The following is a 26,442-nucleotide window of genomic DNA, read 5'->3' as shown; positions in this document are numbered from 1 at the left end:
CCGATGTCCTTTCCTCTGCTGACAGCGACGGCGGCGCTCCCGGCGATCGGTGCGATCGCCACGGCGGCCGTGCCGGCCGCGCGGCGCACCGCCGCCAAGTGGCTCGCGCTGCTGGTGTCGCTCGCCACGCTCGCGCTCGCGATCGTCGTCCTGGTCCGCTTCGACCCGGACGGCGACCGCTACCAGCTCACCGAATCCCACGCCTGGATCAAGGAGTTCGGGGTCCGCTACGAGTTGGGCGTGGACGGCATCGGGGTGGCGCTGCTCGCGCTGACCGCGCTGCTGATCCCGTTCATCATCCTCGCGGGCTGGCACGACGCCGACCCGCTGGAGACCGGCAACAAGCGCTGGCGGCCCACGCAGGGCTTCTTCGCGCTGATCCTGGCCGTCGAGGCGATGGTGATCATCTCCTTCGAGGCCACCGACGTCTTCCTCTTCTACATCTTCTTCGAAGCCATGCTGATCCCGATGTACTTCCTCATCGGCGGCTTCGGGGACCGTGCGCACGAGCACGGCGAGGAGGCGGCGTCGACGCAACGGTCGTACGCGGCGGTCAAGTTCCTGCTCTACAACCTGGTCGGCGGTCTGATCATGCTGGCCGCGGTGATCGGCCTCTACGTGGTCGCCGGGAACTTCAGCCTCCAGGCGATCGCGGAGGCCCGCGCGAACGGCTCGCTGCACATGGCGACGAGCACCGAACGCTGGCTGTTCCTCGGCTTCTTCTTCGCCTTCGCGGTGAAGGCGCCGCTGTGGCCGCTGCACACCTGGCTGCCCAACGCGATGGGGGAGGCCACCGCCCCGGTCGCCGTCCTCATCACGGCGGTCGTCGACAAGGTGGGCACCTTCGCGATGCTCCGCTACTGCCTCCAGCTGTTCCCGGAGGCCAGCAAGTGGGCGACGCCCGCGATCCTCGTCCTCGCCCTGATCAGCATCATCTACGGCGCGCTGCTCGCGGTGGGCCAGCGGGACATCAAGCGGCTGGTGGCGTACGCGTCGATCTCGCACTTCGGCTTCATCATCCTGGGCATCTTCGCGATGACCAGCCAGGGTCAGTCGGGCGCGACGCTCTACATGGTCAACCACGGCATCTCGACGGCCGCGTTGATGCTGGTGGCGGGCTTCCTGATCTCCCGGCGCGGCTCGCGGCTCATCGCCGACTACGGCGGAGTGCAGAAGGTCGCCCCGGTGCTCGCCGGCACCTTCCTGATCGGCGGTCTGGCGACCCTGTCGCTGCCGGGCCTGGCACCGTTCGTGAGCGAGTTCCTGGTCCTGGTCGGCACGTTCGCGCGCTACCCGGCGATCGGCATCATCGCCACCTTCGGCATCGTCCTCGCCGCGCTCTACGTCCTCGTGCTCTACCAGCGGACGATGACAGGACCGGTGAAGCCCGAGGTCTCCACGATGCCGGACCTACGCGCGCGTGAACTCGTGGTCGTGACGCCCCTGATCATCCTGTTGATCTTCCTGGGCGTCTATCCGAAGCCGGTCACCGACATCGTCAACCCGGCGGTGAAGTCGACCTTGTCCGACGTACACAAGAAGGACCCCCAGCCCGAGGTGGAGGCCGCCAAGTGAGCGCAGCAGCCGTCCACAGCCTGTGGACAACCGCGGCCGACCCGATCTCCAAGATCGACGCGCCGAAGATCGAATACGGGCAATTGTCGCCCACCCTGATCATCCTCGGCGCGGCGATCGTCGGGGTACTGGTCGAGGCCTTCGTGCCGCGCAAGTCCCGTTACTACGCCCAGGTGTTCGTCTCCGCCGTCGCGCTCTGCGCAGCCTTCGCGGCGGTCGTGGCGCTCGCGGCGGACGGATACGGCACGACCAAGGCGCGCATCGCGGCGATGGGCGCGATCGCGGTCGACGGACCTGCCCTCTTCCTGCAGGGCACGATCCTGCTGGTCGGCCTGGTAGGTCTGTTCACCTTCGCCGAGCGGCGCCTGGACCCGGAGGCGCACGGAAACCGCGTCGACTCCTTCGCCGCGCAGGCCGCGTCCGTGCCGGGCAGCGACAGCGAGAAGGCCGCGGTCAAGGCCGGATTCACCACCACCGAGGTCTTCCCGCTGCTGCTCTTCGCGGTCGCCGGAATGCTGGTCTTCCCCTCGGCGAACGACCTGCTGACCCTCTTCATCGCCCTGGAAGTGTTCTCGCTCCCGCTGTACCTGATGTGCGCGCTGGCCCGCCGCAACCGGCTCATGTCGCAGGAAGCCGCGGTCAAGTACTTCCTGCTCGGCGCGTTCGCCTCCGCGTTCACGCTGTTCGGCATCGCGCTGCTGTACGGCTACGCGGGCTCGGTGTCGTACGCGACGATCGCGCAGGTCGTCGACGGCACGGTCACCGACGTGGACCCGGCGCTCGCCGACACCATGGGCAACGACGCGCTGCTGCTGATCGGCGCGGCGATGATCGTCATGGGCCTGCTGTTCAAGGTGGGCGCGGTGCCGTTCCACATGTGGACGCCCGACGTCTACCAGGGCGCGCCGACCCCGGTGACCGGATTCATGGCGGCGGCCACGAAGGTGGCGGCGTTCGGCGCGCTGCTGCGCCTGCTGTACGTCGTCCTGCCCGGCCTGCGCTGGGACTGGCGGCCGGTCATGTGGGCCGTCGCGATCGTCACCATGCTGGGCGGCGCGATCGTGGCGATCACCCAGACCGACATCAAGCGGCTGCTGGCGTACTCGTCGATCGCGCACGCGGGCTTCATCCTCGCGGGTGTCATCGCGACCACGCCCGACGGCGTCTCGTCCGTCCTCTTCTACCTGGCCGCGTACTCCTTCGTGACCGTCGGCGCCTTCGCCGTGGTGACGCTGGTGCGCGACGCGGGCGGCGAGGCGACCCACCTGTCCAAGTGGGCGGGGCTGGGCCGACGTTCGCCGCTGGTGGCGGCCGTGTTCGCGGTGTTCCTGCTGGCCTTCGCCGGTATCCCGCTGACCTCGGGCTTCTCCGGGAAGTTCGCCGTGTTCAAGGCGGCGGCCGAAGGCGGCGCGGCACCGCTGGTCGTGGTCGGCGTCATCTCGTCCGCGATCGCCGCGTTCTTCTACATCCGCGTCATCGTGCTGATGTTCTTCAGCGAGCCGCGGCCCGACGGCCCGACGGTCGCCGTGCCGTCGCCGCTGACGATGACGACGATCGGGGTCGGCGTGGCGGTCACGCTGGTGCTCGGTGTGGCGCCGCAGTACTTCCTGGACCTGGCCAACCAGGCGGGAGTGTTCGTGCGCTGACCTGCGGTACGTGAGCGGCGGGCCCCGGTTCCCTTCGAGGGAACCGGGGCCCTTCGCACGTATGCGGTGGTCAGACCGTCGGGCAGACGACCAGAGGGTTCCACGAGGCGAACAGGCCCTTGGAGTTGGGCTTGTAGATCCAGGCGTGGAGGGTGAAGTGGCCGGGGAGCTGGTCCTTCTGGAAGGTCTGCCCGAACAGCGTCGGAGCGGCCTGCCCCTCGTCCTTCACGACCCACTCCACCGCGACCAGCTTGCGCCCGCTGCCGAAGTCGGCGATGTCCGCGTACGCGTTCTTGGACCCCTCCGCGTACAGCAGGGCCGCCGGCTTCTCCGGATCGAGTGAACCGATGTTCGCCGGGTTGACGTAGTGATAGCCCATGCCGCCCTCGGCCGGGTCGGCGACGCACTCGTCGGTGCGTACGTAGCCGCCGCCCGCGGCGGACGCCTCGTACCCGTACTTGGCGGTGGCCTGGTACGTCGTGCTCAGCTCGGTCCACGCGGACGGGTCGGGAGCGGGCGCGGCGTGGGCCGGGGCGGCGGTCAGCGCGAAGGCCGCGGCCGTCGCCACCGCGATGGCGGCCTTGACGGCCTGCAGGGACCGAGGGGACATGGTGGGGCTCCTTGACTTCGGGAGGCGTCCGCACGCACGGCGCGCCGTCCGTTCGGTGGCGTGGCGGACCTCCCCCGTCCCGCCCCAGCAGCATGTCCCGGCCGTATCGGTCGCGCCATGTGACGGAGCCATTCGACTGACCGCACCCCGTCACCGTCACCAGCCTGTGGATAACTCCATGGCTGTCAGTCCGGGCACCTATCGTGGACGCAGTGGTCGAGGGACGACGTACGGGGGACGGGACGATGCGTGGGATGGGCGGGATCAGCGAGATGCCAGGGGTCACGGAGAGCGAAGCGCTCTCCACGCTGCACCGGGTCTTCGGATACGAGACCTTCCGCGGCGAGCAGGAAGAGGTCATCGAGCATGTGGTGGCCGGCGGCGACGCCGTGGTCCTCATGCCGACCGGCGGCGGCAAGTCGCTGTGCTACCAGATCCCGGCCCTGGTCAGACCCGGTACGGGTGTCGTGGTCTCGCCGCTGATCGCGCTGATGCAGGACCAGGTGGACGCGCTGCGGGCACTCGGGGTGAACGCGGGGTTCATGAACTCCACGCAGGACTTCGACGAGCGGCGCGTGGTCGAGGCCGAGTTCCTGGCCGGCGAGCTGGACGTGCTGTACATGGCGCCCGAGCGACTGCGGCTGGACTCCAGCCTGGATCTGCTCACCCGCGGCAAGATCTCGGTCTTCGCGATCGACGAGGCGCACTGTGTGTCCTCGTGGGGCCACGACTTCCGCCCCGACTATCTGACCCTCTCCGTCCTGGGCGAGCGCTGGCCGGACGTCCCGCGGATCGCGCTCACGGCGACGGCCACGCACGCCACGCACCAGGAGATCACCGAGCGGCTCGGCATGCCGACGGCCCGGCACTTCGTGGCGAGCTTCGACCGGCCCAACATCCAGTACCGGATCGTCCCGAAGGCCGACCCCAAGAAGCAGCTGCTGAGCTTCCTGCGCGAGGAGCACCCGGGCGACGCGGGCATCGTGTACTGCCTCTCGCGCAACTCGGTCGAGAAGACGGCGGAGTTCCTCTCCCGCAACGGCGTCGAGGCGGTGCCGTACCACGCGGGCCTGGACGCGGGCACCCGTGCGGCGAACCAGTCCCGCTTCCTGCGCGAGGAAGGCCTCGTGGTCGTCGCGACGATCGCCTTCGGCATGGGCATCGACAAGCCGGACGTCCGCTTCGTCGCCCACCTCGACCTGCCCAAGTCGGTCGAGGGCTACTACCAGGAGACGGGCCGCGCGGGCCGTGACGGTCTGCCCTCCACGGCCTGGATGGCCTACGGCCTCAACGACGTCATACAACAGCGCAAGATGATCCAGTCCAGCGAGGGCGACGAGGCGTTCCGCCGCCGCTCCGCCTCCCACCTGGAGTCGATGCTGGCCCTGTGCGAGACGGCCCAGTGCCGCCGGGGCCAGCTCCTCGCCTACTTCGGCCAGGACCCCGACGCGAGCGCCTGCGGCAACTGCGACACCTGCCTCACCCCGCCGGAGACCTGGGACGGCACGGTCGCGGCCCAGAAGGTGCTGTCCACGGTGGTGCGGCTGCAGCGGGAGCGCGGGCAGAAGTTCGGCGCGGTGCAGATCGTCGACATCCTCATGGGGCGGCGCACGGCCAAGGTCATCCAGTTCGACCACGACCAGCTGTCCGTGTTCGGCATCGGCGAGGACCTCCCCGAGGGCGACTGGCGGGGCGTCGTACGGCAGTTGCTGGCACAGGGACTGCTCGCGGTCGAGGGCGACTACGGCACGCTGGTGCTGACCGAGGCCAGCGGGACGGTACTGCGGCGCGAGCGGGAGGTACCGCTGCGCAAGGAGCCGAAGAAGCCCGCGGGCTCGAAGTCGGGCTCCTCCTCCGGCAGCCGGGGCGACCGCAAGGCCAAGGCCGCCGCGGCGGAACTGCCGGAGGCCCTGCAGCCGGCCTTCGAGGCGCTACGCGCCTGGCGCGGCGAACAGGCCCGCGAACAGGGCGTCCCCGCCTACGTCATCTTCCACGACGCCACCCTCCGCGAGATCGCCACGGTCTGGCCTACGTCGGTGTCCCAGCTCGGCACGATCAGCGGGGTCGGCGAGAAGAAGCTGGCGACGTACGGGGAGGGCGTGATCGGGGTGCTGGCGGCGCTGGGGGATGCGCCGGAGGCGGCTCCCACGGCGGCGGCGGCAACGCCGACACCGGCGGCAACGGCAGCGCCGAAAGTGACGGCAGCGGCAAGGGCGACGCCGACGGCCGCCGCCGATCCGGGCGCGGATCACTGGCCCGAGATGGATATGGAGCCGGAGCCGGAGGACTGGATATAGGGGACTGGCCCTCGGCGTCGGCTCAGTGCGGTGGGCGCCTCATGGCGAAGAGGCGCCCCGCACTGTCACAGCGCCCGTGACGCATACGCCCTGACGTCTGCATCCGTATCCGTCGTGGCCGTGGCGAGGGCTGCTCGGGCGTCCTCGGTGGCGGTGTGCCGGGTGAGCGCCAGGACGGCGGCTTTGCGGACGTCGGCGTTCGGGTCGGCGAGGGTCTTGACGAGGGCGGGGACGGCCACGTCGGGGTCGGCGGCGGACAGGGCGGTCGCGGCGCCAGACCTGACCTGCCAGGCCGGGGCGGCCAGGGCGAGCACAGCGCGGACGGCGAGGGGTGCGGGGCAGCCGGTCGTGCCGAGTGCGCCATAGGCGGCGCCCTGGACCAAGGGGTCGGGGTCGTCGGTGAGTTCGGTGAGGGCGGTCAGGGCGGTCAGGACGACGTCGGTGCCTGGGTCACTGCCCACGTGAGTGCCGTGGGCCTCGTGTATGCCGTGGACCTGCGCCCGGCGGGTCGCCGTCACCGTCGCCAACGCCTTCGCGATGGTCACGCGGACCTCGCGGGACGCGTCCGTGGTGGCGGCGTGGGCCAGTTCGGGGGCGGCGTCGACCGAGACGAGGGCGCGTACGGCCTCGATGCGGACGGGGATGTCGGTGTCGGAGAGGGAGGCGGAGTAGAGGGCGGCGTTGCCCAGGCGCAGGGCGCGCAGGACGTCGAGGGAGGCGGCGCGGACGATCGGATCGGGTTCGGTCAGGGCGGCAACCAGGCCGTCGTAGAGGGCGGGGTCCGGCGGGAGTGTCTCGACGAGTTCGCGGAGGGAGGCGGCGGCCGCGGACCGTACCTCGGGGGCGGTGTCGCGGAGGGAGGCGGCGAGGGCGGGGCCCGTGCCCGGTGGGACCGTCTCGGTGAGGACGGCGACGGCCTCGCGGCGGACGGCGGCGGACGGGTCGGTCAAGTAGGGGCGTAGGGAGTCGAGTTCGGGCTGTTCGTCGGCGAGGGCGACGAGTTCGAGGAGGCGGCCTGAGGACTCCTCGGGCTCGGGTTCGGGGGAGTCCGAAATGACGGGGGCGAGGTTCGGGTCCGTGCCCTCGGTGAGGGTGGCGACCGGGGCCAGGTCCCGGGAGCCGGCGGTGGCGACGTCCTCGGCGTGGACCTCGCCGAGGTGACGGGAGGGGCCGCCGACGGGCGTGAACTCGTCGATGGGAACCAGATAGGGAGCCACGGGACGGGCCGTGAACTCCATCGCACCGGAGGGGGACTTGTGCAGATCGAGGTGGTGGAACCAGGAGGCGTCGTCGCGATGAGGGTGGTCGAGACGATCGTGGTAGAGGCCCCAGCGGGACTCCGTGCGGGCCAGGGAGGCACGCGCGGCCATCTCGGCGCAGTCGCGGATGAAGCTGACCTCGGCGCAGCGCATCAGTTCGTGCGGGGTGCGCGCACCCATCTCCGCGATGTCGGCGTGCATGCGCTCGAACGCCTCAAGGGCCAGGGAGAGTCGGGCGCCGGACTTGGGCGGGGCCACGTAGTCGTTCACGAAGCGGCGCAGTTTGTACTCGACCTGGGTCTGCGGCGGGCCGTCCGGGTTGCCCAGCGGGCGGTAGATCAGCTCATGCGCCTCGCGGAGCTGGGCGGTCGGCAACTCCCCTTCGTACGCCGTGTATTGGGAGGCGTCCGCGCCCGCCAGGTCGCCGAAGACGAACGCGCCGATCATGTAGTTGTGCGGCACGCAGGCCAGGTCGCCGGCGGCGTACAGGCGGGGGACGGTCGTGCGGGCGTGGTCGTCGACGCGGACGCCGGAGGCCGAGTGGCCGCCGCACAGGCCGATCTCGGAGATGTGCATCTCGACGTCGTGGGTGCGGTAGTCGTGGCCGCGGCCGGAGTGGAAGGTGCCGCGGGTCGGGCGCTCGGTGGAGTGCAGGATCGACTCCAGAGCGGAGATCGACTCCTCCGGGAGGTGGCTCAACTTCAGGTACACGGGCCCCCGGTCGCTCGCCACCTCCGCCGCGAACTCCGCCATCATCTGGCCGGACCAGTAGTCGGAGTCGACGAAGCGTTCGCCGTGCCGGTTGACCTGGTAGCCGCCGAAGGGGTTGGCGACGTAGGCGCAGGCGGGGCCGTTGTAGTCCTTGATCAGCGGGTTGATCTGGAAGCACTCGATGCCGGTGAGTTCGGCGCCCGCGTGGTAGGCCATCGCGTAGCCGTCGCCCGCGTTGGTCGGGTTCTCGTAGGTGCCGTACAGGTAGCCGGAGGCGGGCAGGCCGAGTCGGCCGCACGCGCCGGTGGCCAGGATCACCGCGCCGGCGCGGACGGTGACGAAGGCGCCGGTGCGCGTGTTGAAGCCGACCGCCCCCACGGCCCGCCCATCAACGGTCAGCACCCGCACCGGCATCACCCGGTTCTCGATGCGGATCCGCTCGCGCATCTCGCGCCGCCGCAACTGCCGGTACAGGACCTTCTTGACGTCCTTGCCCTCCGGCATCGGCAGCACGTACGAGCCCGAGCGATGGACCTGGCGGACCGCGTACTCGCCGTGCTCGTCCTTCTCGAACTTCACGCCGTACGACTCCAGGCGCTGCACCATGCCGAAGCCGCGAGTGGCGGTCTGGCGGACGGTGGACTGGTCGACGATGCCGTCGTTGGCGCGGGTGATCTCGGCGACGTAGTCGTCGGGCTCGGCGCGGCCGGGGATGACCGCGTTGTTGACGCCGTCCATGCCCATGGCGAGGGCGCCGGAGTGCCGGACGTGGGCCTTCTCCAGCAGGATCACGTCCGCGCCGTGCTCGGCGGCGGTCAGCGCGGCCATCGTGCCGGCGGTGCCGCCGCCGATGACGAGGACGTCGCAGGTGAGTTCCTCGGCGTCGGCGAGCGCGGGGATCTCCAAGGGCGTGTGCACGGGAGTCGCCGGGGGAGTGTTCACGGTGGTCACCGGGGGGCCTTTCAGGTACCGAGCGAGGTGAGGACTTCGCGCCGCAGGGCGGTGCGCGCCGGGTCGTCGTGCGTCGTACGGTCGCGCGGGCGCGGCACATCGCGTACGGCCGTCAGCCGGCCGGCGCCGAGGAGGGCCACGCGGTCGCCGAGGAACAGGGCCTCGTCCACGTCGTGGGTGACGAAGACGACGGTCGCGCCCGTGCCGCGCAACACCTCGACCAGCAGGTCCTGCATGCCGGCGCGGGTCTGGGCGTCGAGGGCGCCGAAGGGTTCGTCCATCAGGACGGCACGCGGCGCTCCCGCGAGGGCGCGGGCGAGTTGGGCGCGCTGGCGCTGCCCGCCGGAGACGCGGTGCGGCAACTGCCGGGCGAGCGGGGCGAGTCCGACGCGGTCGAGCCAGGAGTCGGCCTGGGCCCGGCGTTCGGCGCGCGGCAACCCCTTGATGGCGAGGGGGAGTTCGACGTTGGCGCGCAGAGTGCGCCATGGCAGGAGAGCGTCCTCCTGGAAGATCAGGGCGCGGTCGGCGCCGGGACCCGTCAACAGGCGCCCGTCCTGGGTGACTTCTCCGGCGAGCGGCGACAACAGCCCGGCCAGCGTGCGCAACAGGGTCGACTTGCCGCAGCCGGACGCTCCGACGACGGTGAGGATCCCGCCGGGGGAGACGGCGAGGTCCACGGCGTCGAGCACGGGTGCGCCAGGTCGACCGAGGGTGGCTTCGCGCAGGGCCAGCGCCGCGCCGGTGCGGGAGGAGGCCGGGCGGGCGCCGGAGGTATCGGTCGGGTGGACACCGGGGGAGTCGGTTGGGCGGGCGCCGGGGGAGTCCGTCGGGCGGACGCCGGAAGGGTCGGATGGCCGGGTGCCGGAAGAGCCCGCCGTGCGGACCTCAGACGAGCTGGTCATGGGGCACGTCCTCCTTGCTCCTGGGGGCGACCGGCGCGCGGGCGGTGGTGGTACCGCGCACTCGACGCGCAGGGCGCCCGCCGGACATGTACGACGTCCGTGGCAGCCAGCGCGTCAGCCTCCGACCGAGCAACTCCACCGCCGTGGAAGTGAGCCAGCCGAGGATGCCGATGGTGACCATGCCGACGAAGACGCCCGGGTAGTTGACGATGGTGTAGTCCTGCCAGGTGCGGTAACCGACGCCGTACTGGCCGGAGATCATCTCGGCGGAGATCACGCAGATCCACGAGACGCCGATGCCGACCGACAGGCCGCCGAAGATGCCGGGCAGTGCGCCCGGCAGGACGACCGAGCCGAGGACGCGCCACCGGCCGCCGCCCATGGTGCGCACCGCCTCCTCCCACACCGGGGTGAGCGCGCGGACCGAGTGCCGGGTGGAGACCAGGACCGGGAAGAAGGCGGCGGTGCAGGTGATGAAGACGATGCCCTGTTCGTTGGAGGGGAAGAGGAGGATCGCGACGGGGACCAGGGCGATGGCCGGGATCGGACGCAGGACTTCGAGGACCGGGCCGAGCAGGTCCTCGGCGAGCCGCGAGCGGGCCACGAGCACGCCGGTGGCCACGCCCAGGACGGCGGCGAGCAGGAAGCCGGTGAGGATACGGGTGAGGCTGTCGGTGAGGTCCGTCCAGTAGTCCGGTCCGGACACCCGGTCGGCGAAGGCGCGGGCCACGTCGGCGACCGTGGGGAACTGCGAGAAGCGCAGCCACAGGTCGACGTCCAGGCTGGTCAGGAGCTGCCAGATGCCGAGGGCGGCGGCGAGCGAGCCGAGCCGCAGCACATACCGGCCCGCCTGTTTCGGGCGCCCGCTCACGATGCCTGCTCCAGCGCGTCGGCGTACGTGATGACGCGGGCGCCACCGTGGGCGGCGATGTACGCCTTCGCGGTCGCCGGTGCCACGAACGGCAGCAACTCCTCGCCATCGGTCACCCACACCGCCTTGTCGGCGAACCACAGGGTGCCGGTGGTGGCGTCGGGGACGTAGGCGGCGCGGATGCCGTTCCGGTGCCGGGCGACGTAACTCAGCGCCTCGGCAGGGGACTTGAAGGCGAGCGTCTTCTCGGAACCCGCCGAACCTGCCGCACCTGTCGATCCCTTCGGCCACACCTCGCTCGCGGCGGCAGCCGGCTTCGCGGCGAGTCGGGTGGCGTAGTCCGCGCCGAGGGCCTTCTTGGCGTACTGGTCGTCGACGAAGGAGTCCACGTCCACGTCGCCGGTCAGCTTCGCGGCCTTCAGGACGGAGACGTCCTCCTTGAGCGCGGCGACGAGTTGGGGCTTGATCGCCGGGTCGAAGGTGGCGATGCCGTGGGCGCCGTTGTAGAGGTAGACGACCTCGGCGGGCAGCTCGGTGGCCTTGGCGACCTTCTCGGCGGCGGCGACGGGGTGGGCGTTGAGGTAGTCCGTCGCCTCGGACTGGGCCTTGAGGAAGGCCTCCAGGACGGCGGGCCGCTGCTCGGCGAAGTCCTGACGGGCGGTGACGCCGTGGAAGGTCGGGTGGTTCAACTGGGCGCCGTCGTACAGGGCCTTAGCCTTGCCCTGGTAGGTGAGCAGGCCGGGCCAGGCGACGAACTGGGAGAGCGCGTCCACGCTGCCGGCGACCAGGGCCGAAGCGCCCACCGCGGGCTGCTGGTTGAGCTTCTCGATGCCCTTGTCGGGGTCGATGCCGGCCTCTTGGAGGGCGCGTACGAGGGTGCCGTCGGCGGCCGAGCCGATGCTCGTGGAGACCTTCTTGCCCTTGAGGTCCGTGAGGGAGGTGAGTGTGGAGTCGGGTGCGGTGACGACGGTGTTGAGGCCGCCGCGGAGGTTGTAGCCGGTGATGGAGACCAGGCGGGTCGGCTTGCCGAGCTGCTTGCCGCGGGCCGCGTTGATGAGCAGCGGGAAGTCGCCCATCGAGCCGATGTCGATCTTTCCGGCGGTCATCTGGGCCGTGATGGGTGCGCCGGTGGCGTAGTCCTGCCAGTCGACCTTGTAGGTGTGGCCGTCGTGGAGGGCGTTGAGGTCCTTCTCGAAGTAGCCGAGGGAGCGCAGGAGGGTGCCCGCGGTGACCGTGTTGATGGTCTTGGACTGGTAGCCGACGGTGACGGTGACGACGGAGCCGTCGCCTGCCGAGGCGCTGCCGCCGCAGGCCGACAGAGGGAACAGGAGCAGGGCCGCCGCGGCGGCGACCGGTTTGTGTTTCATGGGAGTTCGGGGCCTCTCACCGCAGCAGATAGGGCATGTTGACCGTCACGGCTCCGGTGGGACAGCGGGCCGCGCACGGGCCGCAGTACCAGCACTCGTCGACGTGCATATAGGCCTTGCCGTTGCTCTCGTCGATGGCGAGGGAGTCCAAGGGGCACATGTCGACGCAGAGCGTGCAGCCGTCGATGCACTTCGACTCGTCGATGGTCACGGGCACGTCGGCCCGCTGGGGCACCAAAGGCATGGCTGTCTCCAGGAAGGTCCAGCAAGTCAGAGCGGGGGGGCGGAAAAAAGGGCCGGAGAGGTGGGTCAGAGGGAGCGGTGCAGGAGGCCGCTCATCGTGATGCGGTCGCCGCGGAAGCGGATGAACTCCAGGTCGACCGGGCGGCCGTCGTCGAGATGCGTGAGGCGTTCCAGCATCAGGACGGCCGCGCCGCGCGGGGCTTCGAGTACGGCGGCGGAGTGGGTGTCCGCGTTCACCGCCTCCAGGGTGATCTCGGCGTGCCCGAGGGGCCGGCCGGTGATGGCTTCCAGGAGGCGGAAGACGTCGGTGTTCTCCAGGTCGGCGCCGAGCAGGGCGGTGCCGATGTCGAGCGGGATGTAGGTGAGGTCGAGCGAGAGGGGGAGGCCGTCCAGGCGGCGCAGACGTTCGATGTAGAGGACGTCCGAGCCGGGCGGGACGTGCAGGCGTTCGGCGACCGGAGCGGGTGCGGAGGCGGGGCCCATCGTGCGGACCTCGTTGGTGACCCGGCCGTGCTCGCGAAGGGTCTCCGCGAGGCCCATCAGCCGGTCCAGGCCGTGCGGGTACTTCTCGGCGACCACCACGGTGCCGACACCGGGCAGCCGTTCCACCAGCCCCTCGGCCCTGAGCAGGTCCAGGGCCTCGCGGACGGTGTTGCGGGTGGCGCGGTAGTCGGCGGCGAGGGTCGTCTCGTGTGGGAGCGTGCCGTCCGGGAAACCGCTGGCCAGCAGCTGGTGGCGGAGCAGATCGGCGAGCTGCCGTGCCTGGTCGGCGCGCAGCCGACGCCGCGCACGGTGGGCGGCGACGGTGGTCGCACCCTGCCCTGCGTGGTCCCGGACGCGGTCGCTGGATGGCATGTTTCGAACCATAGCGAGCCGGTAGGGAATGGAGTGTTGCGGGAGTGTTGCGCCACCCAGGGCTCCGCCGGGGGGACGGTTGAGCTGGGGAAACGGTGGCTGTGGGCCTACATCTGCCACTGGCGGCGGGACCCACGGCATCGTTCGATGCCGGTCCGCGTCACCCGGCTCGACAGCCGGTCACCCCAACGCCGTCAGCCCAGGAGCGAACGTGATCAGCAACGGCAGCAGCGGCACCAGCGTCGCGACCGTCGTGGTCAGGGCCCGATGACGCCGGCCGAGGCGAGGGGGCGGTTGCAAGAGACGGTCGACGCGCTCCCCGAGCAGCCGGTGGCTGGACGCGCAGGACAGCACACCCCGGTGCTGGTTCAGCTCGATCAGGGCCAGCGCGGTGGTGAGGTGACCGCAGCGACGCGACGCCGTGTCATCGGCCGCGAGCTCCACCAACCGGTGGGTCTGGTCGCAGAAGTGGGCGAAGAGAGGCACCCGGGGAAAGCCCGTCGCGAGCGCCGTCGACAGGTGCAGCAGCCAGTCGTGGTGGGCGCGGGCGTGATCGCGCTCGTGGGTGAGGACCGATTCCAACTGGGGGTCGGTGAGGCGGTGCAGGGCGCCGGTGGTGACGACCAGCTGGGGCGGGTGACCCGGCATCCACCAGGCGTCCGGGTACTCGTCCTCCAGCACCAGGAGCGGTCCGCGTGCCGCCTCTTCCAGGCCGCCGGGCAGTTCGGGCGCGCGCTCGCGCAACTGGGCCCGGGCCTGTCCGCGGTGCCGGCGGGCCTCGACGAGCTCGCGGGCGAGCATCGCCGTCGTCCAGGCTGCGCCGCAGGCCAGCAGGAGGGTGAGGGTGGCGGCCCAGACCGGCGCGGCGGACAGGTCGTACGCGGCGGTCACGGCGGGCGGCGCCGGTGCGAAGACGTGGTCGCGGACGGTGTGGAAGACGGCGGCTGCGCCCAGCACGAGCGCCGTCAGACAGCACAGCAGGACGGTGGCCACCAGGCACTGCCACACCCACAGCGCGACCACGGGTTCCCGGTCGGGCCAACCCGCCCGCACCAGGGCGCGCGGCACCGGCACGGCGGCCGTCAGGGCGACGACGCTCAGCAGGAGCAGGCAGACGGTCATGCCACGGGCTCCGGATCCTGGTCGGAGGAAGGAGAGGGGCGGTACGGGGCGACGGGCTCGGCGCGCGTTCCGCCCGCGGCCAGTCCGCCCGCCGCCAGTATGCCGGTGCCCGGGCCGAACGTCAGGACATGGGAAAGACCCACTACACCCCGTACGTCCCCCGTCACACCCGACTCCCCGTCACCCCGTACGTCCCCGTCCCCCAACTCCCCGTCACCCCGTCACCCCGTCACCCCGTCACCCCGTCACCCCGTCACCCCGAGACGATCCGCCCCGTCACCTCGCCCAAGCCCACCCGGACCCCGCCCGGCCCTGGTGCCCACGCCGACAGCGTGACGACATCCCCGTCCTCCAGGAACGTCCGTTTGCCGTCGGGGAGTTCCAGGGGTTCGGTCCCGTTCCAGGTCAGCTCCAGCAACGACCCGCGTTCCGACCGCTCGGGCCCGCTCACCGTGCCCGAGCCGTACAGGTCCCCGGTGCGCAGGGAGGCGCCGTTGACCGTCATGTGGGTCAACTGCTGGGCGGCCGTCCAGTACATGGTGGAGAAGGGCGGCTCGGAGACGACATGGCCGTTGATCGCGACGGAGATCCGCAGGTCGTAGCCGCCCGGGTCGATCCCGGTCGCGCCGTCGTCCAGATACGGCAGCAACGCGTGCGTGCGCTCCGGCGGAGCCACCGCCGCGTCCTCCAGCGCGTCCAGCGGCGTGATCCACGCCGACACCGAGGTGGCGAAGGACTTGCCGAGGAACGGGCCGAGGGGGACGTACTCCCAGGCCTGGAGGTCGCGCGCCGACCAGTCGTTGAGGAGGCAGAGCCCGAAGACGTGGTCCCGGAAGTCGCCGAGCGCCACCGACTCGCCCATCGGCGAGGGAGCGCCGACCACGAAGCCGACCTCGGCCTCGATGTCCAGGCGGACGGAGGGGCCGAAGACGGGTGCCGGGTCGGTGGGGGCCTTGCGCTGCCCGGACGGTCGTACGACATCCGTGCCCGAGACCACCACCGTGCCCGAGCGCCCGTGGTAACCGATGGGCAGGTGCTTCCAGTTGGGGGTCAGCGGGTCGGGGGCGTCCGGGCGGAAGATCCGGCCGACGTTCCGCGCGTGGTTCTCGGAGGCGTAGAAGTCGACGTAGTCCGCGACCTCGAAGGGGAGGTGGAGGGTCACCGACGACAGCGGGTACAGGAAGGGCGCGACGGTCTCCTGGTGCGCCGGCACCGTCATCCACGCCGTCAGCGCGCGCCGTACGTCCGACCAGGCCGTGGAGCCGGCCGCGAGCAGCGGGTTCAGCGAGGGGCGGGCGAGCAGGGCGGCGTACGGCGAACCGAGCGCCCGCGCCGCCGCGCCCGCGTCCAGGACGTGGTCGCCGAGCCGGACGCCCACCGTCCGCCCGTCGGACCCGTCAGCGGGCCCGCCGTCGGATCCCGCGCGCGAGAAGACGCCGTACGGAAGGTTGTGGACACCGAAAGGGTCGCCCTCGGGGACGTCGAAAGGGGGCACGAAGGGGGGCATGGGGTGCTGCCTCACTCTCACCATGTGTCGCGTTCTGACATGCGGCCGTGCCACACGTTACGGCTGAGTTGCCTGTCCTGACAGTGTCTAAAGAGTTTGCAATGTCCGAATTGGCCTTGTCGGACGGCCCAATTCCGGCTTAGCGTCCTTTGGGGGACACGGACGGGGTGGGTCCGGTCCGTAGGGGGGACGCGTGGGGGGACCCGTGGCCAAAAGTGCTGCCAGTGTGCCTTTTGAAGCTGATCGTGATGTGCCAGGCCTGATCGTGAAGTTCGGCGACTATCCGTTGCACCACGGCGGAGTGGGCGCGATACGCAGCCTCGGCCGCCTCGGCGTGCCGATGTACGCGATCACGGAGGACGCCTACACGCCCGCCGCCGCCAGCCGCTATCTCAAGAAGGCCTTCGTCTGGCCGACCACCGGCACGGAGGACCCCGATCACCTGGTGGAGGGCCTGCTGCGCGTCGGGCGCCGCATCGGCCGCCCCACCGTGCTCATTCCGACGGACGAAGAGGCCGCCGTGCTGATCGCCGAGCACCAGGACGAACTCGCCGGCCGCTTCCTCTTCCCGCACGTGGAGCGCGACCTGCCCCGGCATCTGGCCAGCAAGCAGGGCCTGCACGAACTGTGCGTGGAGCACGGCATCCCGAGCCCGACGGCCGCCTTCCCGCGGTCGTACGACGAGATCGTGGACTTCGCCGAGAAGGCGGTCTTCCCGGTGGTGGCCAAGAACCGCGAGGCGTTCCTGCGCCGCGCACGGCCCGCGGTGAACGGCACCACGAAGATCGCCACCCGCGAGGGCCTGCTCGCGCTCGCCCGCGGCTGGGGCGAGCACCCCGGCGTGATCCTCCAGGAGTACCTGCCGCGGGAGGAGGCCGAGGACTGGATCGTGCACGCCTATTTCGACCAGGACGCGACCCCGCGCGCGATGTTCACAGGAGTGAAGGTCCGCTCCTGGCCGCCGCACGCCGGGATGACCGCGAACGCGTATGTCGTCGACAATCCGGAACTCGCGGACCTCGCCGCGCGTTTCATCAAGCAGATCGGCTTCACCGGGATCATCGACCTCGACCTGCGCTTCGACCGACGCGACGGACAGTACAAACTGCTCGACTTCAACCCACGCATGGGCGCCCAGTTCCGGCTCTTCGAGAGCGAGTCGGGAGTGGACGTCGTCCGCGCCATGCATCTGGATCTGACCGGCCGCTCCGTCCCGGAGGGGGAACAGCGCGCCGGCCACCGGTACATCGTGGAGAACATCGACCTGCCCGCTCTGCTCGCGTACCGCCGCAGCGGCTATACGACGCCGCACGCACCGGCGCGCGCGAGCGGGACGGAGCTGGCCTGGCTCGCGGGTGACGACCCGCTGCCGTTCCTCACGATGCTCACCCGCTTCGTGCGACCTGGCACGAAGCACCTGTATCAGCTGTGGCGCACCAACCGCCGCGGCAGCACGACCGGTTCGGGCAGCTAGCCAGCAACCAGCCAGCAGTATCGGCCGCCCGAGCCGGACACGAAGTGGCGAAGTGAACGTCCTGGGGAGGGACTTCGTGATGCAACCGGTAGCTGTCATCGGCGCCGGGCCGTTCGGCCTGTCGACCGCCGCCCATCTGCGAGCACGCGGCATTCCGGTGCGCGTCTTCGGCGACCCCATGGTCAGCTGGCGCGACCACATGCCCGCCGGCATGCTGCTGAAGTCGACCCCGGTCGCCTCCAACCTGGATGCCCCGCAGCCCGGGCACAACCTCGTCGACTACTGCGACGCGGCGGGCATACCCCGCCTGGTCACCGACGAGGACATCATCCCGGTCGAGACCTTCATCGCCTACGGCGAATGGTTCCGGCACAAGCTGGTGCCCGAGCTGGAGCAGGTGCGGGTGGTCTCCGTCGACCGGCGCGACAGCGGCGGCTTCGACCTGAAGCTGGACTCGGGCGAGTCCTTCACCGCCCGCGCGGTCGTCGTGGCGACCGGCCTGTCCGGCCTCGCCCAACTGCCCCCGGAGCTGGCCACCGCCGCGCCCGACGGACCGACGCCCATGGGCCCGGTCTCGCACAGCTCCCAGCAGCACGACCTCACGCGCTACGCCGGAAAAGAGCTGATCGTCGTCGGTGCGGGCCAGTCCGCGCTGGAGACGGCGGCGCTCGCGGCCGAGGCGGGCGCGCGGGTGCGGGTCGTCTCCCGCGGCCGGGGCCGGGTCGCCTTCGGGGCGCCGCCCTGGAAGCAGCCGAGGCTGCGCCCCGAGTCGCCGTTCGGCCGCGCCTGGTCGCTGTGGGCGCTCAGCTACTACCCGCAGCCCTACCGCTACCTCCCGGCCCAGACCCGCCACTACCTCGTTCGCCGCGTCCTCGGCCCGCTCGGCGCCTGGTGGCTGCGCGACCGCTTCGAGGGCAAGGTGCAGGTCAGCGAGGTCGACCGGATCACCGGCGCCGACGCGACCGACGGCAGCCCCACGCTGACGGTCCGCACCCACGCCGGCGGCAGTGAGCGGCTCACCGCGGACCATGTCATCGCCGCCACCGGATACCGGGTGGACACAGCGGCCATGGACTTCCTCGGCAACGAACTGCGCACCCGCCTCTCGGTGAGCCGCGGCGCGCCCAAGCTGGGCGCGGGGTACGTGTCGTCGGTCCCGGGCCTGTACTTCACGGGCCTGCCGGCCGCGTCGTCGTACGGTCCGGTGATGCGGTTCGTGTGCGGGACGGAGTTCGCGTCTCCGCGGTTGGCGAACCATCTGTCGGCGGCGCACGGGTAGTTCACCGGGCGGGTGGTCCGACCGGTCGTCCGCCGGATGGCGCGGCGGGTGGTCGGTCGGGCGGGCGGCCGGGGTGCGGATCCTCGCGGACCGGGGGCGCGGAAGCCTACGTCGTCGACGCGAAGGTCGGATGGCCTCGGCGCCTCAGTCGCGGCCGGAGATCTCCGAGTCGGGGCGGGTCGGTCCGTCGCGCGGCGGAGGACAGGGCGCCCGCAGAGCAGCCGGCTTCTCCGCGTCGCTGGTCTCGGGCACAGCCGCGTACGTGACGATCCTGAGGTCGGTGCCCGCGGGCATCAGGACGTCTACGTCGAGGGCGATGGCACCCACCAGCGGATGCTCGATGGTCTTGCGGTCGCCGACATGGGGACCGGCGGTGCCGTTGAACCACAGACGGGCGAAGCGCGGGCTGCTTCGCAGCGCGTCTTCTACGAGCGAGGCGAGACGTACGTCATGGGGATGGGCGGCCGCCGTCACCCACAGGTCGGCGACGAGGTCCACCTCCTGCGCCTCGTTGCCTTTCCAGGACGACACGGGCCAGGCCGCGATCGGGTCCCGGCCTCGTCCGCCGTCCGCCGTCCGCATGGAACATCCCGGAGACGAGGTTGCGCTCGTCCCGGCCGTACACGCCGGGATCGCCGATCGCGACCGTCCACATCTTGTTCCAGCCGATGATGGTCCAGTCGGCGGCGAAGACCGCGGCGGGTAGGTCTCCAAACTGCTGTACAAGTCGCCGCACGTTCAGTCTGTGGAATCAGGTTTGTCAAGCGACCTCGACGACCGCCGCGACGGCGTCGCAGGCCTGCGCGTAGCTGGGATCGGCCCGCCATGAGCTCGGATCACCCGCCCCCGTGATCAGTTGATCAGTTCCGCGCGGGCCCCGCGGTACCCCGAGCGCGGGCAGACGCAGGTACTCGGCGCGGGTGATCCGGGCGCGCTCGGCGGTAGCGTCCGGATCCCGCCCGGCCAGGGCGATCATGAGCCGGACGTCCCCACGTGCTGTTGCCCACATGGCAGCGAGGTCGGTGCCCAGCGCCAATGCGGTGTCCGGCGCGGTGCCCTGGTCGTCGTCGTGGCCCTCGTCGCGCTGGCCACTGCTGCCCCCGCTGGCGGTGGAGTCCTCCATGGGTTGTCGTTCTGCCCGCTTCCGCTTCCGCATGCGCCGAGCCCGGCCATGAGGGCCATCGTCGGACCGGCCACCATCAGGCGTCTCTTGCTGGACGTGCCTTGTTCCCTGTCCGCTGATGTCCCAAAAAAAGACGGTCAGCGTACCTCCCATCCGCTTCTCCTCGTCCCCGGTCGGCATTGACAACCGCCCTCGCACCCCTCCATCATCATTCCACTAATCAAGTAGTGGAATGGTGGTGGTGATCGTGGAGTACCGCATCGACAGGCGGAGCGGGGTCCCCGCTTTCCAGCAGATCGTGCAGCAGACCAAGCAGGCCCTCCGGCTGGGCGTACTCGTGCCGGGTGACCGGCTGCCCACCGCCAAGGAGGTCGCCGCGACCAGCACGGTCAACCCGAACACCACCCTCAAGGCGTACCGCGAGCTGGAGCGTGAGGGCCTGGTCGAACCGCGACCGGGCCAGGGCACCTTCGTACGCCGCACGCTGGGCCGCCCCGAGACGGGCACCGACTCGCCGCTGTACGTGGAGCTGGTGGCGTGGATGTCGAAGGCGGCCGGGGCCGGTCTGGAGCAGGAGGACGTGGCCGCGCTGGTCGCGTCGGCGATGGAGAAGCAGTACGCCGCCGGGAACGTGGCGGCGACGGGGTCCACGACAACGGGGTCCACGGGGGCCACGACAACTAGGAGCACAGGTGAGTGAAGGTATGTACGCGGGGGAACCGGCGATCGAGGCGTACGGGCTGGGGATGCGCTACCGGCGGGGCTGGGCGTTGCGGGACTGTTCCTTCCGGCTCCCGGCGGGACGGATCTGCGGCCTGGTGGGACCCAACGGGGCGGGCAAGACCACGCTGCTGAGCGTCGCGGCCCATGTCCTGCAGCCGACGAACGGCTCGATCAGCCTGTTCGGTGAGGCTCCGGGCTCGGCGGAGTCCGGCCGGCGCACCGCGTTCCTCGCCCAGGAGAAGCCCCTGTTCCGCCGCTTCACCGTGGCGGAGACCCTGCGTCTGGGCCGTGAGCTGAACCCCGGCTGGGACCAGCGCGCCGCCGAGGACATCATCCGCGCGGGCAACGTGCCCTTCGACGCGAAGATCAGCACCCTTTCCGGCGGTCAGCGCACCCGCGTCGCCATCGCCCTCGCCTTCGGTAAGCGCCCCGACCTGCTGATGCTCGACGAGCCGATGTCGGACCTCGACCCGGTCGTGCGCCACGAGATCATGGGCACCCTCCTCGCCGAGGCCGCCGAGCGCGGAACCACCGTGCTGATGTCCACCCACGTCCTGGCCGAACTGGAGAACGTGTGCGACTACCTCGTCGTCGTCTCCGGCGGCGGAGTGCGCCTCGCCGGTGACGTGGACGAGCTGATGTCCGTGCACACCCTGGTCACGGGCGCCAAGGAGGGTGACGGCATGCCTCCCGCCCTCGCCCTCGGGCACCACACCCTCGTCGAGTCCCGGACCAGCGGACGGCAGTTCACCGCGCTCATCCGCCCCGAGGGCCCGGTCACCGGACCCTGGGACATATGCGCCCCGAACATGGAGGAACTCCTGCTCGCCTATCTCCGCTCACCCGACGCACCACCGCTGATCACCCCCACCGCCCAGGTCCACGGCCAGGGGTTCGGCACCGGGGCGGTGGCGGCATGAGCACCTTCACCCGCGGCTCGACCAGCACCTCGACCGGCTCCATGAGCGACGGCAAGAACGGGACCATGAACGGGACCACCGACGGGACCTTGAACGCGACCACCACGGAGGCCAACCGGCGCCCCCGACTCAGCGGTATGACCTGGCTGGTCTGGCGCCAGCACCGGGCGGCGTTCTGGACGATCCTCGCCGCCATCGCGCTCTCCGTGGCCTGGATCGTCTACCAGCGCGGCCAGCTGGTCGACTTCCTCGACGGCTACGGCTATCCCGGCAAGAGCCTCGACGAGGCGGGCGGCAAGTTCCAGCAGTACAAAGACGCGTTCTCCTTCGTCTCCACGGGTCTCCAGGCGATACCCATCCTGCTCGGTGTCTTCCTCGGCGCCCCGCTCATCGCGGGCGACCTGGAGAACGGCACCGCCAAGCTGGTCGCCGCCCAGTCCATGAGCCGGACCCGCTGGCTCGCCACGAAGCTGGCGCTGGCCGGACTGGTGGTCGTGGTGAGCACGGGCGTGTTGTCGGCGGTGTTCGGCTGGTGGTGGAACCCCGTCAAGTCCGAGATCACGGTCATGGACTGGACCTCGGGCGCCGCGTTCAACACGACGGGCCCGGTGCCTGTCGCCCTCACCCTCTTCTCCGTCTTCGGCGGGGTGGCGATCGGTGCGGTGCTGCGGCGCACGCTGCCGGCCATGGTGGTCACCTTCGGTTTCACCGTCGTCCTCCAGCTCGTCTGGGGCTACTTGCTGATGTCGCTCGGCAACGTGATCACGGTCACGACGAACAAGGGTGTTATGGGCGAGAGCGCGTTTCCGCCGATACCCAAAAGCGCCTACCAGATCGACGAGTCGTATCTCACCAGCGGCGGGGATCTCCTGGGGTGGAGCACCTGTTCGGGGTCGAAGACCGACGCGGCACGGCAGGTGTGCCTGGACAAGGCCGATGTCGTGGGCTGGTCGGTGGACTACCTCCCGATGTCGCAGATGAACGGTATGCAGTGGTTCGGGGCGTCGATTCTGTTCGCCCTGACCGCCGGTGTCGTGGCGTTCCTTTTCTTCTGGGGTCGTAAGCGGCTCGTCTGAGTCCCGTCCCCCGCGCCCCTTTCGGAGGGGCGCCTCTTCCCACCCTCTGATTCCTTGTCCCGTCGGACGGGCTGCTTTGCCGTGCCCGGAAGTCCGGAGAGAAAGGCATGTCTTGAACCACCGAAAGAGGCGAGCGGGTGAGGCTTCCGCTCTCGCCGTGCTCGCCGCCGCCGCCCTTACCGCAGCCCTGCTCGCTGCCCCGGAATCCGGGGCCGCACAGTCAGACAGCGGTACGGCGGGTATGGCCGGCGTCACCGGCAAGGCCAGGACAGTCACCCTCGTCACCGGTGACCGGGTCACCCTGGACGCCACCGGACAGGTCACCGGTGTGCGGCCCGGCAAGGGCAGGGAAGGTACGGCCTTCCGAATAGCGCGGGACGCCGACCGCACCTACGTCGTGCCGCGTGACGCCGAGGGGCTCCTCGCGAACGGCACCGCCGACCGGCGGCTGTTCGACGTGACGCAGCTGGTCGAGTGGGGGTACGACGACGCGGCCCGCCCCGACCTCCCGCTGATCGTGACGTACGCCAAGGGCCGCACCCTCGCGCCGAGCGCGCTGTCCGCCGCCGGTGCCCGGGTCAGCCGGGACCTGCCCAGCGTCAACGGGGACGCGCTGAAGGCCCGTAAGTCCGAGGGCGCCGAGCTGTGGGAGACGCTCACCGGCAGCGGGGGGACGGCGCGGGCGAGGTCGGCCGCCGCCGACCGGGTCGAGAAGATCTGGCTCGACGGCAAGGTCGAGGCGGCCCTCGACAAGAGCACCGCCCAGATCGGCGCCCCCGAGGCATGGGCGGCCGGATATGACGGCAAGGGCGTCAAGGTCGCCGTGCTGGACACCGGGGTCGACGACACGCACCCGGACCTGAAGGACCGTGTCGACGCGGCGAAGAACTTCTCCGAGGCGGCGGACACCGTCGACCGGGTGGGCCACGGCACGCATGTGGCGTCGACGGTCGCGGGCTCGGGCGCGCACTCCGGGGGCAAGTACAAGGGGGTCGCGCCGGGCGCCCGGCTGATCAGCGGCAAGGTGCTCGACGACAGCGGCTCCGGTGAGGAGTCCGGCCTCATCGCGGGCGCGCAGTGGGCCGTCGCGCAGGGCGCCAAGGTGATCAACCTCAGCCTGGGCGGCCCCGACAGCCCCGGTGACGACCCCCTCGAACAGGCCGTGGACGAACTGTCCGCCTCCTCCGGCGCCCTCTTCGTGATCGCCGCCGGCAACGAAGGCCCCGACGCCGGCACCGTCGGATCGCCGGGCAGCGCCGCCGCCGCGCTCACCGTGGGCGCGGTGGACCGCACCGACGCGATGGCCGATTTCTCCAGCCGCGGCCCGACGGCGGACGGTTCCCTCAAGCCCGACCTCACCGCCCCCGGCGTCGACATCGTCGCCGCGAAGGCCGCCGAGGGCACGGAGGGCGACCCGGCCGCCGACGGCTATGTCTCGATGAGCGGTACGTCGATGGCGACCCCGCATGTCGCGGGCGCCGCCGCGATCCTCGCCCAGCGCCACCCCGACTGGACCGGCGAGCGCATCAAGGCCGCGCTCACCGCATCCGCCAAGCCGACCGCCGGTGTCTCGGCGTTCGCGCAGGGCACGGGCCGTACGGACATCCCCCGAGCCCTCGACCAGGAGCTCACCACCAGCCCCGCCACCCTCGGCTTCCCCGCCCAGCAGTGGCCGCACACCGACGACCAGCCGGTCGCCAAGACGGTCACCTACCGCAACGACGGCGACCGCCCTCTCACCCTCGACCTGGCCACCGAGGCGTACGGCGAGGACGGAAAGCCCGCCGCCGAGGGCATGTTCGAGGTCTCGCCGAAGCAGCTCACCGTCCCGGCGGGCGCCACCGCGACCGCCCAGGTCACCGCCGACAGCGGCGCCGGCACGGCCGACGGTTCCTTCGGCGGCGCGGTCACCGCGACCGACGGCGCGGGTACGACCGTACGGACCGGCATCGGCGTACACCGCGAGGTCGAGTCGTACGACCTGACCGTCCGGCACCTCGACCTGAAGGGCAAGCCCGCCGCCCGCTCCCAGACGGGTGTGCAGGGCCTGGACAACCAGATCTGGCAGGACTACTCCGACGACAGGGACGGCGAGTTCACGATCCGGCTCCCCAAGGGCCGGTACAGCCTCGAAGGCCGGATCGACACGGGTGCGACCCCGGACGCCGGCTCCGGGGAGCTGGCCCTTCTCCTCAACCCGAAGTTCTCGCTCACCCGTGACACCACCCTCGTCATGGACGCCCGCAAGGCCAAGCCGATCCGGATCACCGTGCCGGACAGCAGGGCGAAGCACACCGACGGCACCTTCAACTACGGGTTCGACATCGACGGGAACCAGAGCATCTCGACGTACATGGGCAGCTTCGGCAGCCTGCGCGTCGGGCAGTTCGGCGCCCGGCTGCCGGCGGGCGAGGCGTTCGCGCAGTACAACGGCACCTGGACGCACGGCAGTACGAGCTACCGGCCGGTCTGGAACCGTACCGGCGATCTGTCGGGCTTCACCGCGGACCCGAAGCGCGCGCAGTTCGCCAAGGTCACGATCCCTGTCGGGACACCCGCCAAGGGCAAGTCGGCGGCGCTGACCGCCGCGCCGCTGACGCCGGGCGGCTCGTGGTTCGACTTCTACCAGGAGAGTCGCTCCCTGCCGGGCGGCTACACCGACTACGTCCTGCCGGGCGTGAAGTGGCGTTACTCCGTCTCGCAGGAGGGCGGCAAGGACGCGGAGGGCGAACCGGTGTGGGACGCCGGCCAGTGGACGGCGAAGCCCCGCTCCTACAGCGCGGGCAAGCAGTACACCGAGCGCTTCAACACCGGCGTCTTCGGCCCGCACCTCACGGGCCCGCTGACGGACGGCGAGGACCGTCCCGGCGCGGTCCGCGTCGGCGACACCCTCCTGGCCTACCTCCCCCTGTTCTCCGACGGCGCCGGCCACGTGGGCGAATCCCGCTACAGCCGGGCCAGGAGCACCCTGTACGCGGGCGGCACGCGGGTCTTCGCCGTGGACACGCCGCTGACCGGCTCGTACGAACTCCCCGCTGCCAAGCGCTCGTTCCGTCTCACCACGGACGTCTCCCGCCCCACCACGCTGTCCTCGGTCAGCACCCGGGTCACCGCCGAGTGGACCTTCACCTCCGGGCACGTCGCCGGTGTCGGGCAGCGGCTGCCGCTGTCGGTGGTCCGCTTCACGCCCCGGCTGTCCACGGAGAGCACGGCCAAGGCGGGTACGCGTTTCTCCGTCCCGTTCACGGTCGAGGGTGCGGCCACCGCGCGCACCGCCCGCAAGTTGGCCTTCTCCGTCTCGTACGACGACGGCCGGACCTGGCACCCGGCGAAGGCGGTCGACGGCAAGCGCCTCGACCTGCGCCACCCGGCGAAGGCGGGCACGGTCTCTCTGCGCGTGACGCTCACGGACGCGGCCGGCAACACCCTGAAACAGACGGTCCACCGGGCCTACCGGACCGTCAAGTAGGCGTCTGTACACGTGTGTTGGTTGGACGCCCGGGTCGGCTTCGGCCGACTCGGGCGCTCTTGCCGTGAACGGGACCCGCTGACCGTCGGAGAGACGTCAGTTCGCGGACGAACACCCTAAGGTGTGTCCGGCTCGCGGACAGCGGATCGACTCCTTCTCGCTCGCACAGGCCCAGTTACTCCGCCAGTCCCCGGGCGTACACGTCCAGGGTCCGCGGCGCACGGCCGCGGTCCTCCCACACCTGCAGCCAGGCCGCGGCGTGCTCGTGTCGCCCCAGCACCGGCCACTTGGCCATGAGCATCGGTGTGCTGCTCAAGCCACCCTCCCAAGTCCGTGGATGAAGGCGGGCTACAGGATCACCCAGGCTGATTCCACGTAACTTCTAGGGGTATGCGCCGGGAGACGTTCCCGACGGAGGCCAGACCGGCCAGTTCTTCGTGGCGCAGTCAGGAGATGCGCCGC

22 protein-coding genes and 1 pseudogene are annotated in these 26,442 nt (G+C 70.9%); 9 read left to right on the top strand and 14 right to left on the bottom strand.

What is annotated here, in order from left to right; all coding sequences use genetic code 11:
• Window positions 1-3: 3 nt before the first annotated feature.
• Window positions 4-1,575 carry an NADH-quinone oxidoreductase subunit M gene (locus tag M2283_RS25000; RefSeq protein WP_280878576.1) on the top strand — a complete coding sequence of 524 codons (1,572 nt, stop codon included), beginning with the start codon at window positions 4-6 and terminating at the stop codon, window positions 1,573-1,575.
• The gene (nuoN, locus tag M2283_RS24995) at window positions 1,572-3,221 is read left to right on the top strand and encodes an NADH-quinone oxidoreductase subunit NuoN (RefSeq protein WP_280878575.1); all 1,650 of its coding nucleotides are present in this window, start codon (window positions 1,572-1,574) and stop codon (window positions 3,219-3,221) included. Before M2283_RS25000 ends, nuoN begins: the two co-directional genes overlap by 4 nt.
• A gap of 70 nt (window positions 3,222-3,291) precedes the next feature.
• Here the strand turns inward: nuoN and M2283_RS24990 are convergent, their stop codons facing one another.
• Window positions 3,292-3,831 (bottom strand): hypothetical protein, encoded by a 540-nt coding sequence (locus M2283_RS24990; RefSeq protein ID WP_280878574.1) that lies wholly within the window; start codon window positions 3,829-3,831, stop codon window positions 3,292-3,294.
• Window positions 3,832-4,076: 245 nt separating this feature from the next.
• Here M2283_RS24990 and recQ point away from each other — a divergent pair, with 245 nt between their 5' ends.
• Window positions 4,077-6,128, top strand: coding sequence for a DNA helicase RecQ (gene recQ / locus M2283_RS24985; RefSeq protein ID WP_280878735.1), 2,052 nt, complete (start codon window positions 4,077-4,079; stop codon window positions 6,126-6,128).
• 65 nt (window positions 6,129-6,193) lie between these two features.
• On the opposite strand, the gene M2283_RS24980 is transcribed toward recQ, so the two are convergent.
• The 9 genes from M2283_RS24980 to fahA all read right to left on the bottom strand — a co-directional run bounded on the left by M2283_RS24980 (window position 6,194) and on the right by fahA (window position 15,904).
• Window positions 6,194-9,049, bottom strand: coding sequence for a fumarate reductase/succinate dehydrogenase flavoprotein subunit (locus tag M2283_RS24980; protein ID WP_280878573.1), 2,856 nt, complete (start codon window positions 9,047-9,049; stop codon window positions 6,194-6,196).
• Between the two features lie 11 nt (window positions 9,050-9,060).
• Entirely contained in the window at window positions 9,061-9,951 is an 891-nt protein-coding gene (locus M2283_RS24975; RefSeq protein WP_280878572.1) for an ABC transporter ATP-binding protein, read from the bottom strand.
• Entirely contained in the window at window positions 9,935-10,822 is an 888-nt protein-coding gene (locus tag M2283_RS24970; protein WP_280878571.1) for an ABC transporter permease, read from the bottom strand. Before M2283_RS24970 ends, M2283_RS24975 begins: the two co-directional genes overlap by 17 nt.
• Complete coding sequence (locus M2283_RS24965) at window positions 10,819-12,189, bottom strand: ABC transporter substrate-binding protein (RefSeq protein ID WP_280878570.1); 1,371 nt, start codon at window positions 12,187-12,189, stop codon at window positions 10,819-10,821. Before M2283_RS24965 ends, M2283_RS24970 begins: the two co-directional genes overlap by 4 nt.
• A gap of 16 nt (window positions 12,190-12,205) precedes the next feature.
• Window positions 12,206-12,433: a 4Fe-4S dicluster domain-containing protein gene (locus M2283_RS24960; protein ID WP_030790138.1), complete on the bottom strand. Its 228-nt coding sequence runs from the start codon at window positions 12,431-12,433 to the stop codon at window positions 12,206-12,208.
• Between the two features lie 65 nt (window positions 12,434-12,498).
• Entirely contained in the window at window positions 12,499-13,287 is a 789-nt protein-coding gene (locus M2283_RS24955; protein WP_280878569.1) for a GntR family transcriptional regulator, read from the bottom strand.
• Between the two features lie 180 nt (window positions 13,288-13,467).
• Window positions 13,468-14,409, bottom strand: a complete 942-nt coding sequence (locus M2283_RS24950) for a M56 family metallopeptidase (RefSeq protein ID WP_280878568.1) — start codon at window positions 14,407-14,409, stop codon at window positions 13,468-13,470.
• Window positions 14,406-14,576 carry a hypothetical protein gene (locus M2283_RS24945; RefSeq protein ID WP_280878567.1) on the bottom strand — a complete coding sequence of 57 codons (171 nt, stop codon included), beginning with the start codon at window positions 14,574-14,576 and terminating at the stop codon, window positions 14,406-14,408. Before M2283_RS24945 ends, M2283_RS24950 begins: the two co-directional genes overlap by 4 nt.
• Before the next feature lie 86 nt (window positions 14,577-14,662).
• Window positions 14,663-15,904, bottom strand: a complete 1,242-nt coding sequence (gene fahA / locus M2283_RS24940) for a fumarylacetoacetase (RefSeq protein ID WP_280878566.1) — start codon at window positions 15,902-15,904, stop codon at window positions 14,663-14,665.
• A 238-nt stretch (window positions 15,905-16,142) separates the two neighbouring features.
• Between fahA and M2283_RS24935 the strand changes: the two genes are divergently transcribed.
• Together M2283_RS24935 and M2283_RS24930 are read left to right on the top strand one after the other, a co-directional pair.
• Window positions 16,143-17,390, top strand: coding sequence for an ATP-grasp domain-containing protein (locus tag M2283_RS24935; protein WP_280878565.1), 1,248 nt, complete (start codon window positions 16,143-16,145; stop codon window positions 17,388-17,390).
• 76 nt (window positions 17,391-17,466) lie between these two features.
• The gene (locus tag M2283_RS24930; RefSeq protein WP_280878564.1) at window positions 17,467-18,669 is read left to right on the top strand and encodes an FAD-dependent oxidoreductase; all 1,203 of its coding nucleotides are present in this window, start codon (window positions 17,467-17,469) and stop codon (window positions 18,667-18,669) included.
• Between the two features lie 144 nt (window positions 18,670-18,813).
• Here the strand turns inward: M2283_RS24930 and M2283_RS24925 are convergent, their stop codons facing one another.
• The 3 genes and pseudogenes from M2283_RS24925 to M2283_RS24915 all read right to left on the bottom strand — a co-directional run bounded on the left by M2283_RS24925 (window position 18,814) and on the right by M2283_RS24915 (window position 19,792).
• Window positions 18,814-19,251, bottom strand: a complete 438-nt coding sequence (locus M2283_RS24925; protein WP_280878563.1) for a hypothetical protein — start codon at window positions 19,249-19,251, stop codon at window positions 18,814-18,816.
• Between the two features lie 25 nt (window positions 19,252-19,276).
• Window positions 19,277-19,405 (bottom strand): annotated as a pseudogene (locus tag M2283_RS24920) (transcriptional regulator); the annotation flags it as partial.
• Window positions 19,406-19,429: 24 nt separating this feature from the next.
• Entirely contained in the window at window positions 19,430-19,792 is a 363-nt protein-coding gene (locus tag M2283_RS24915) for a hypothetical protein (protein WP_280878562.1), read from the bottom strand.
• Window positions 19,793-20,024: 232 nt separating this feature from the next.
• Here M2283_RS24915 and M2283_RS24910 point away from each other — a divergent pair, with 232 nt between their 5' ends.
• The 4 genes from M2283_RS24910 (at window position 20,025) to M2283_RS24895 (ending at window position 25,980) form a co-directional block, all read left to right on the top strand.
• The gene (locus tag M2283_RS24910; RefSeq protein WP_210577770.1) at window positions 20,025-20,492 is read left to right on the top strand and encodes a GntR family transcriptional regulator; all 468 of its coding nucleotides are present in this window, start codon (window positions 20,025-20,027) and stop codon (window positions 20,490-20,492) included.
• A gap of 4 nt (window positions 20,493-20,496) precedes the next feature.
• Window positions 20,497-21,435, top strand: a complete 939-nt coding sequence (locus tag M2283_RS24905; protein ID WP_280878734.1) for an ABC transporter ATP-binding protein — start codon at window positions 20,497-20,499, stop codon at window positions 21,433-21,435.
• Window positions 21,432-22,511, top strand: a complete 1,080-nt coding sequence (locus tag M2283_RS24900; protein WP_280878561.1) for an ABC transporter permease — start codon at window positions 21,432-21,434, stop codon at window positions 22,509-22,511. The genes M2283_RS24905 and M2283_RS24900 overlap by 4 nt, the downstream gene beginning before the upstream one ends.
• Before the next feature lie 112 nt (window positions 22,512-22,623).
• The gene (locus M2283_RS24895) at window positions 22,624-25,980 is read left to right on the top strand and encodes a S8 family peptidase (protein WP_280878560.1); all 3,357 of its coding nucleotides are present in this window, start codon (window positions 22,624-22,626) and stop codon (window positions 25,978-25,980) included.
• A gap of 175 nt (window positions 25,981-26,155) precedes the next feature.
• Here the strand turns inward: M2283_RS24895 and M2283_RS24890 are convergent, their stop codons facing one another.
• Window positions 26,156-26,296, bottom strand: coding sequence for a hypothetical protein (locus tag M2283_RS24890; protein WP_280878559.1), 141 nt, complete (start codon window positions 26,294-26,296; stop codon window positions 26,156-26,158).
• Window positions 26,297-26,442 lie beyond the last annotated feature (146 nt).

The sequence above is a fragment of the Streptomyces pseudovenezuelae genome (genome assembly GCF_029892565.1).
GTDB classification, from domain to species: Bacteria; Actinomycetota; Actinomycetes; order Streptomycetales; family Streptomycetaceae; genus Streptomyces; species Streptomyces pseudovenezuelae_A.
The sequence above is the reverse complement of the archived record's forward strand: the minus strand, read 5'-3'. Positions and strand labels throughout refer to the sequence as shown.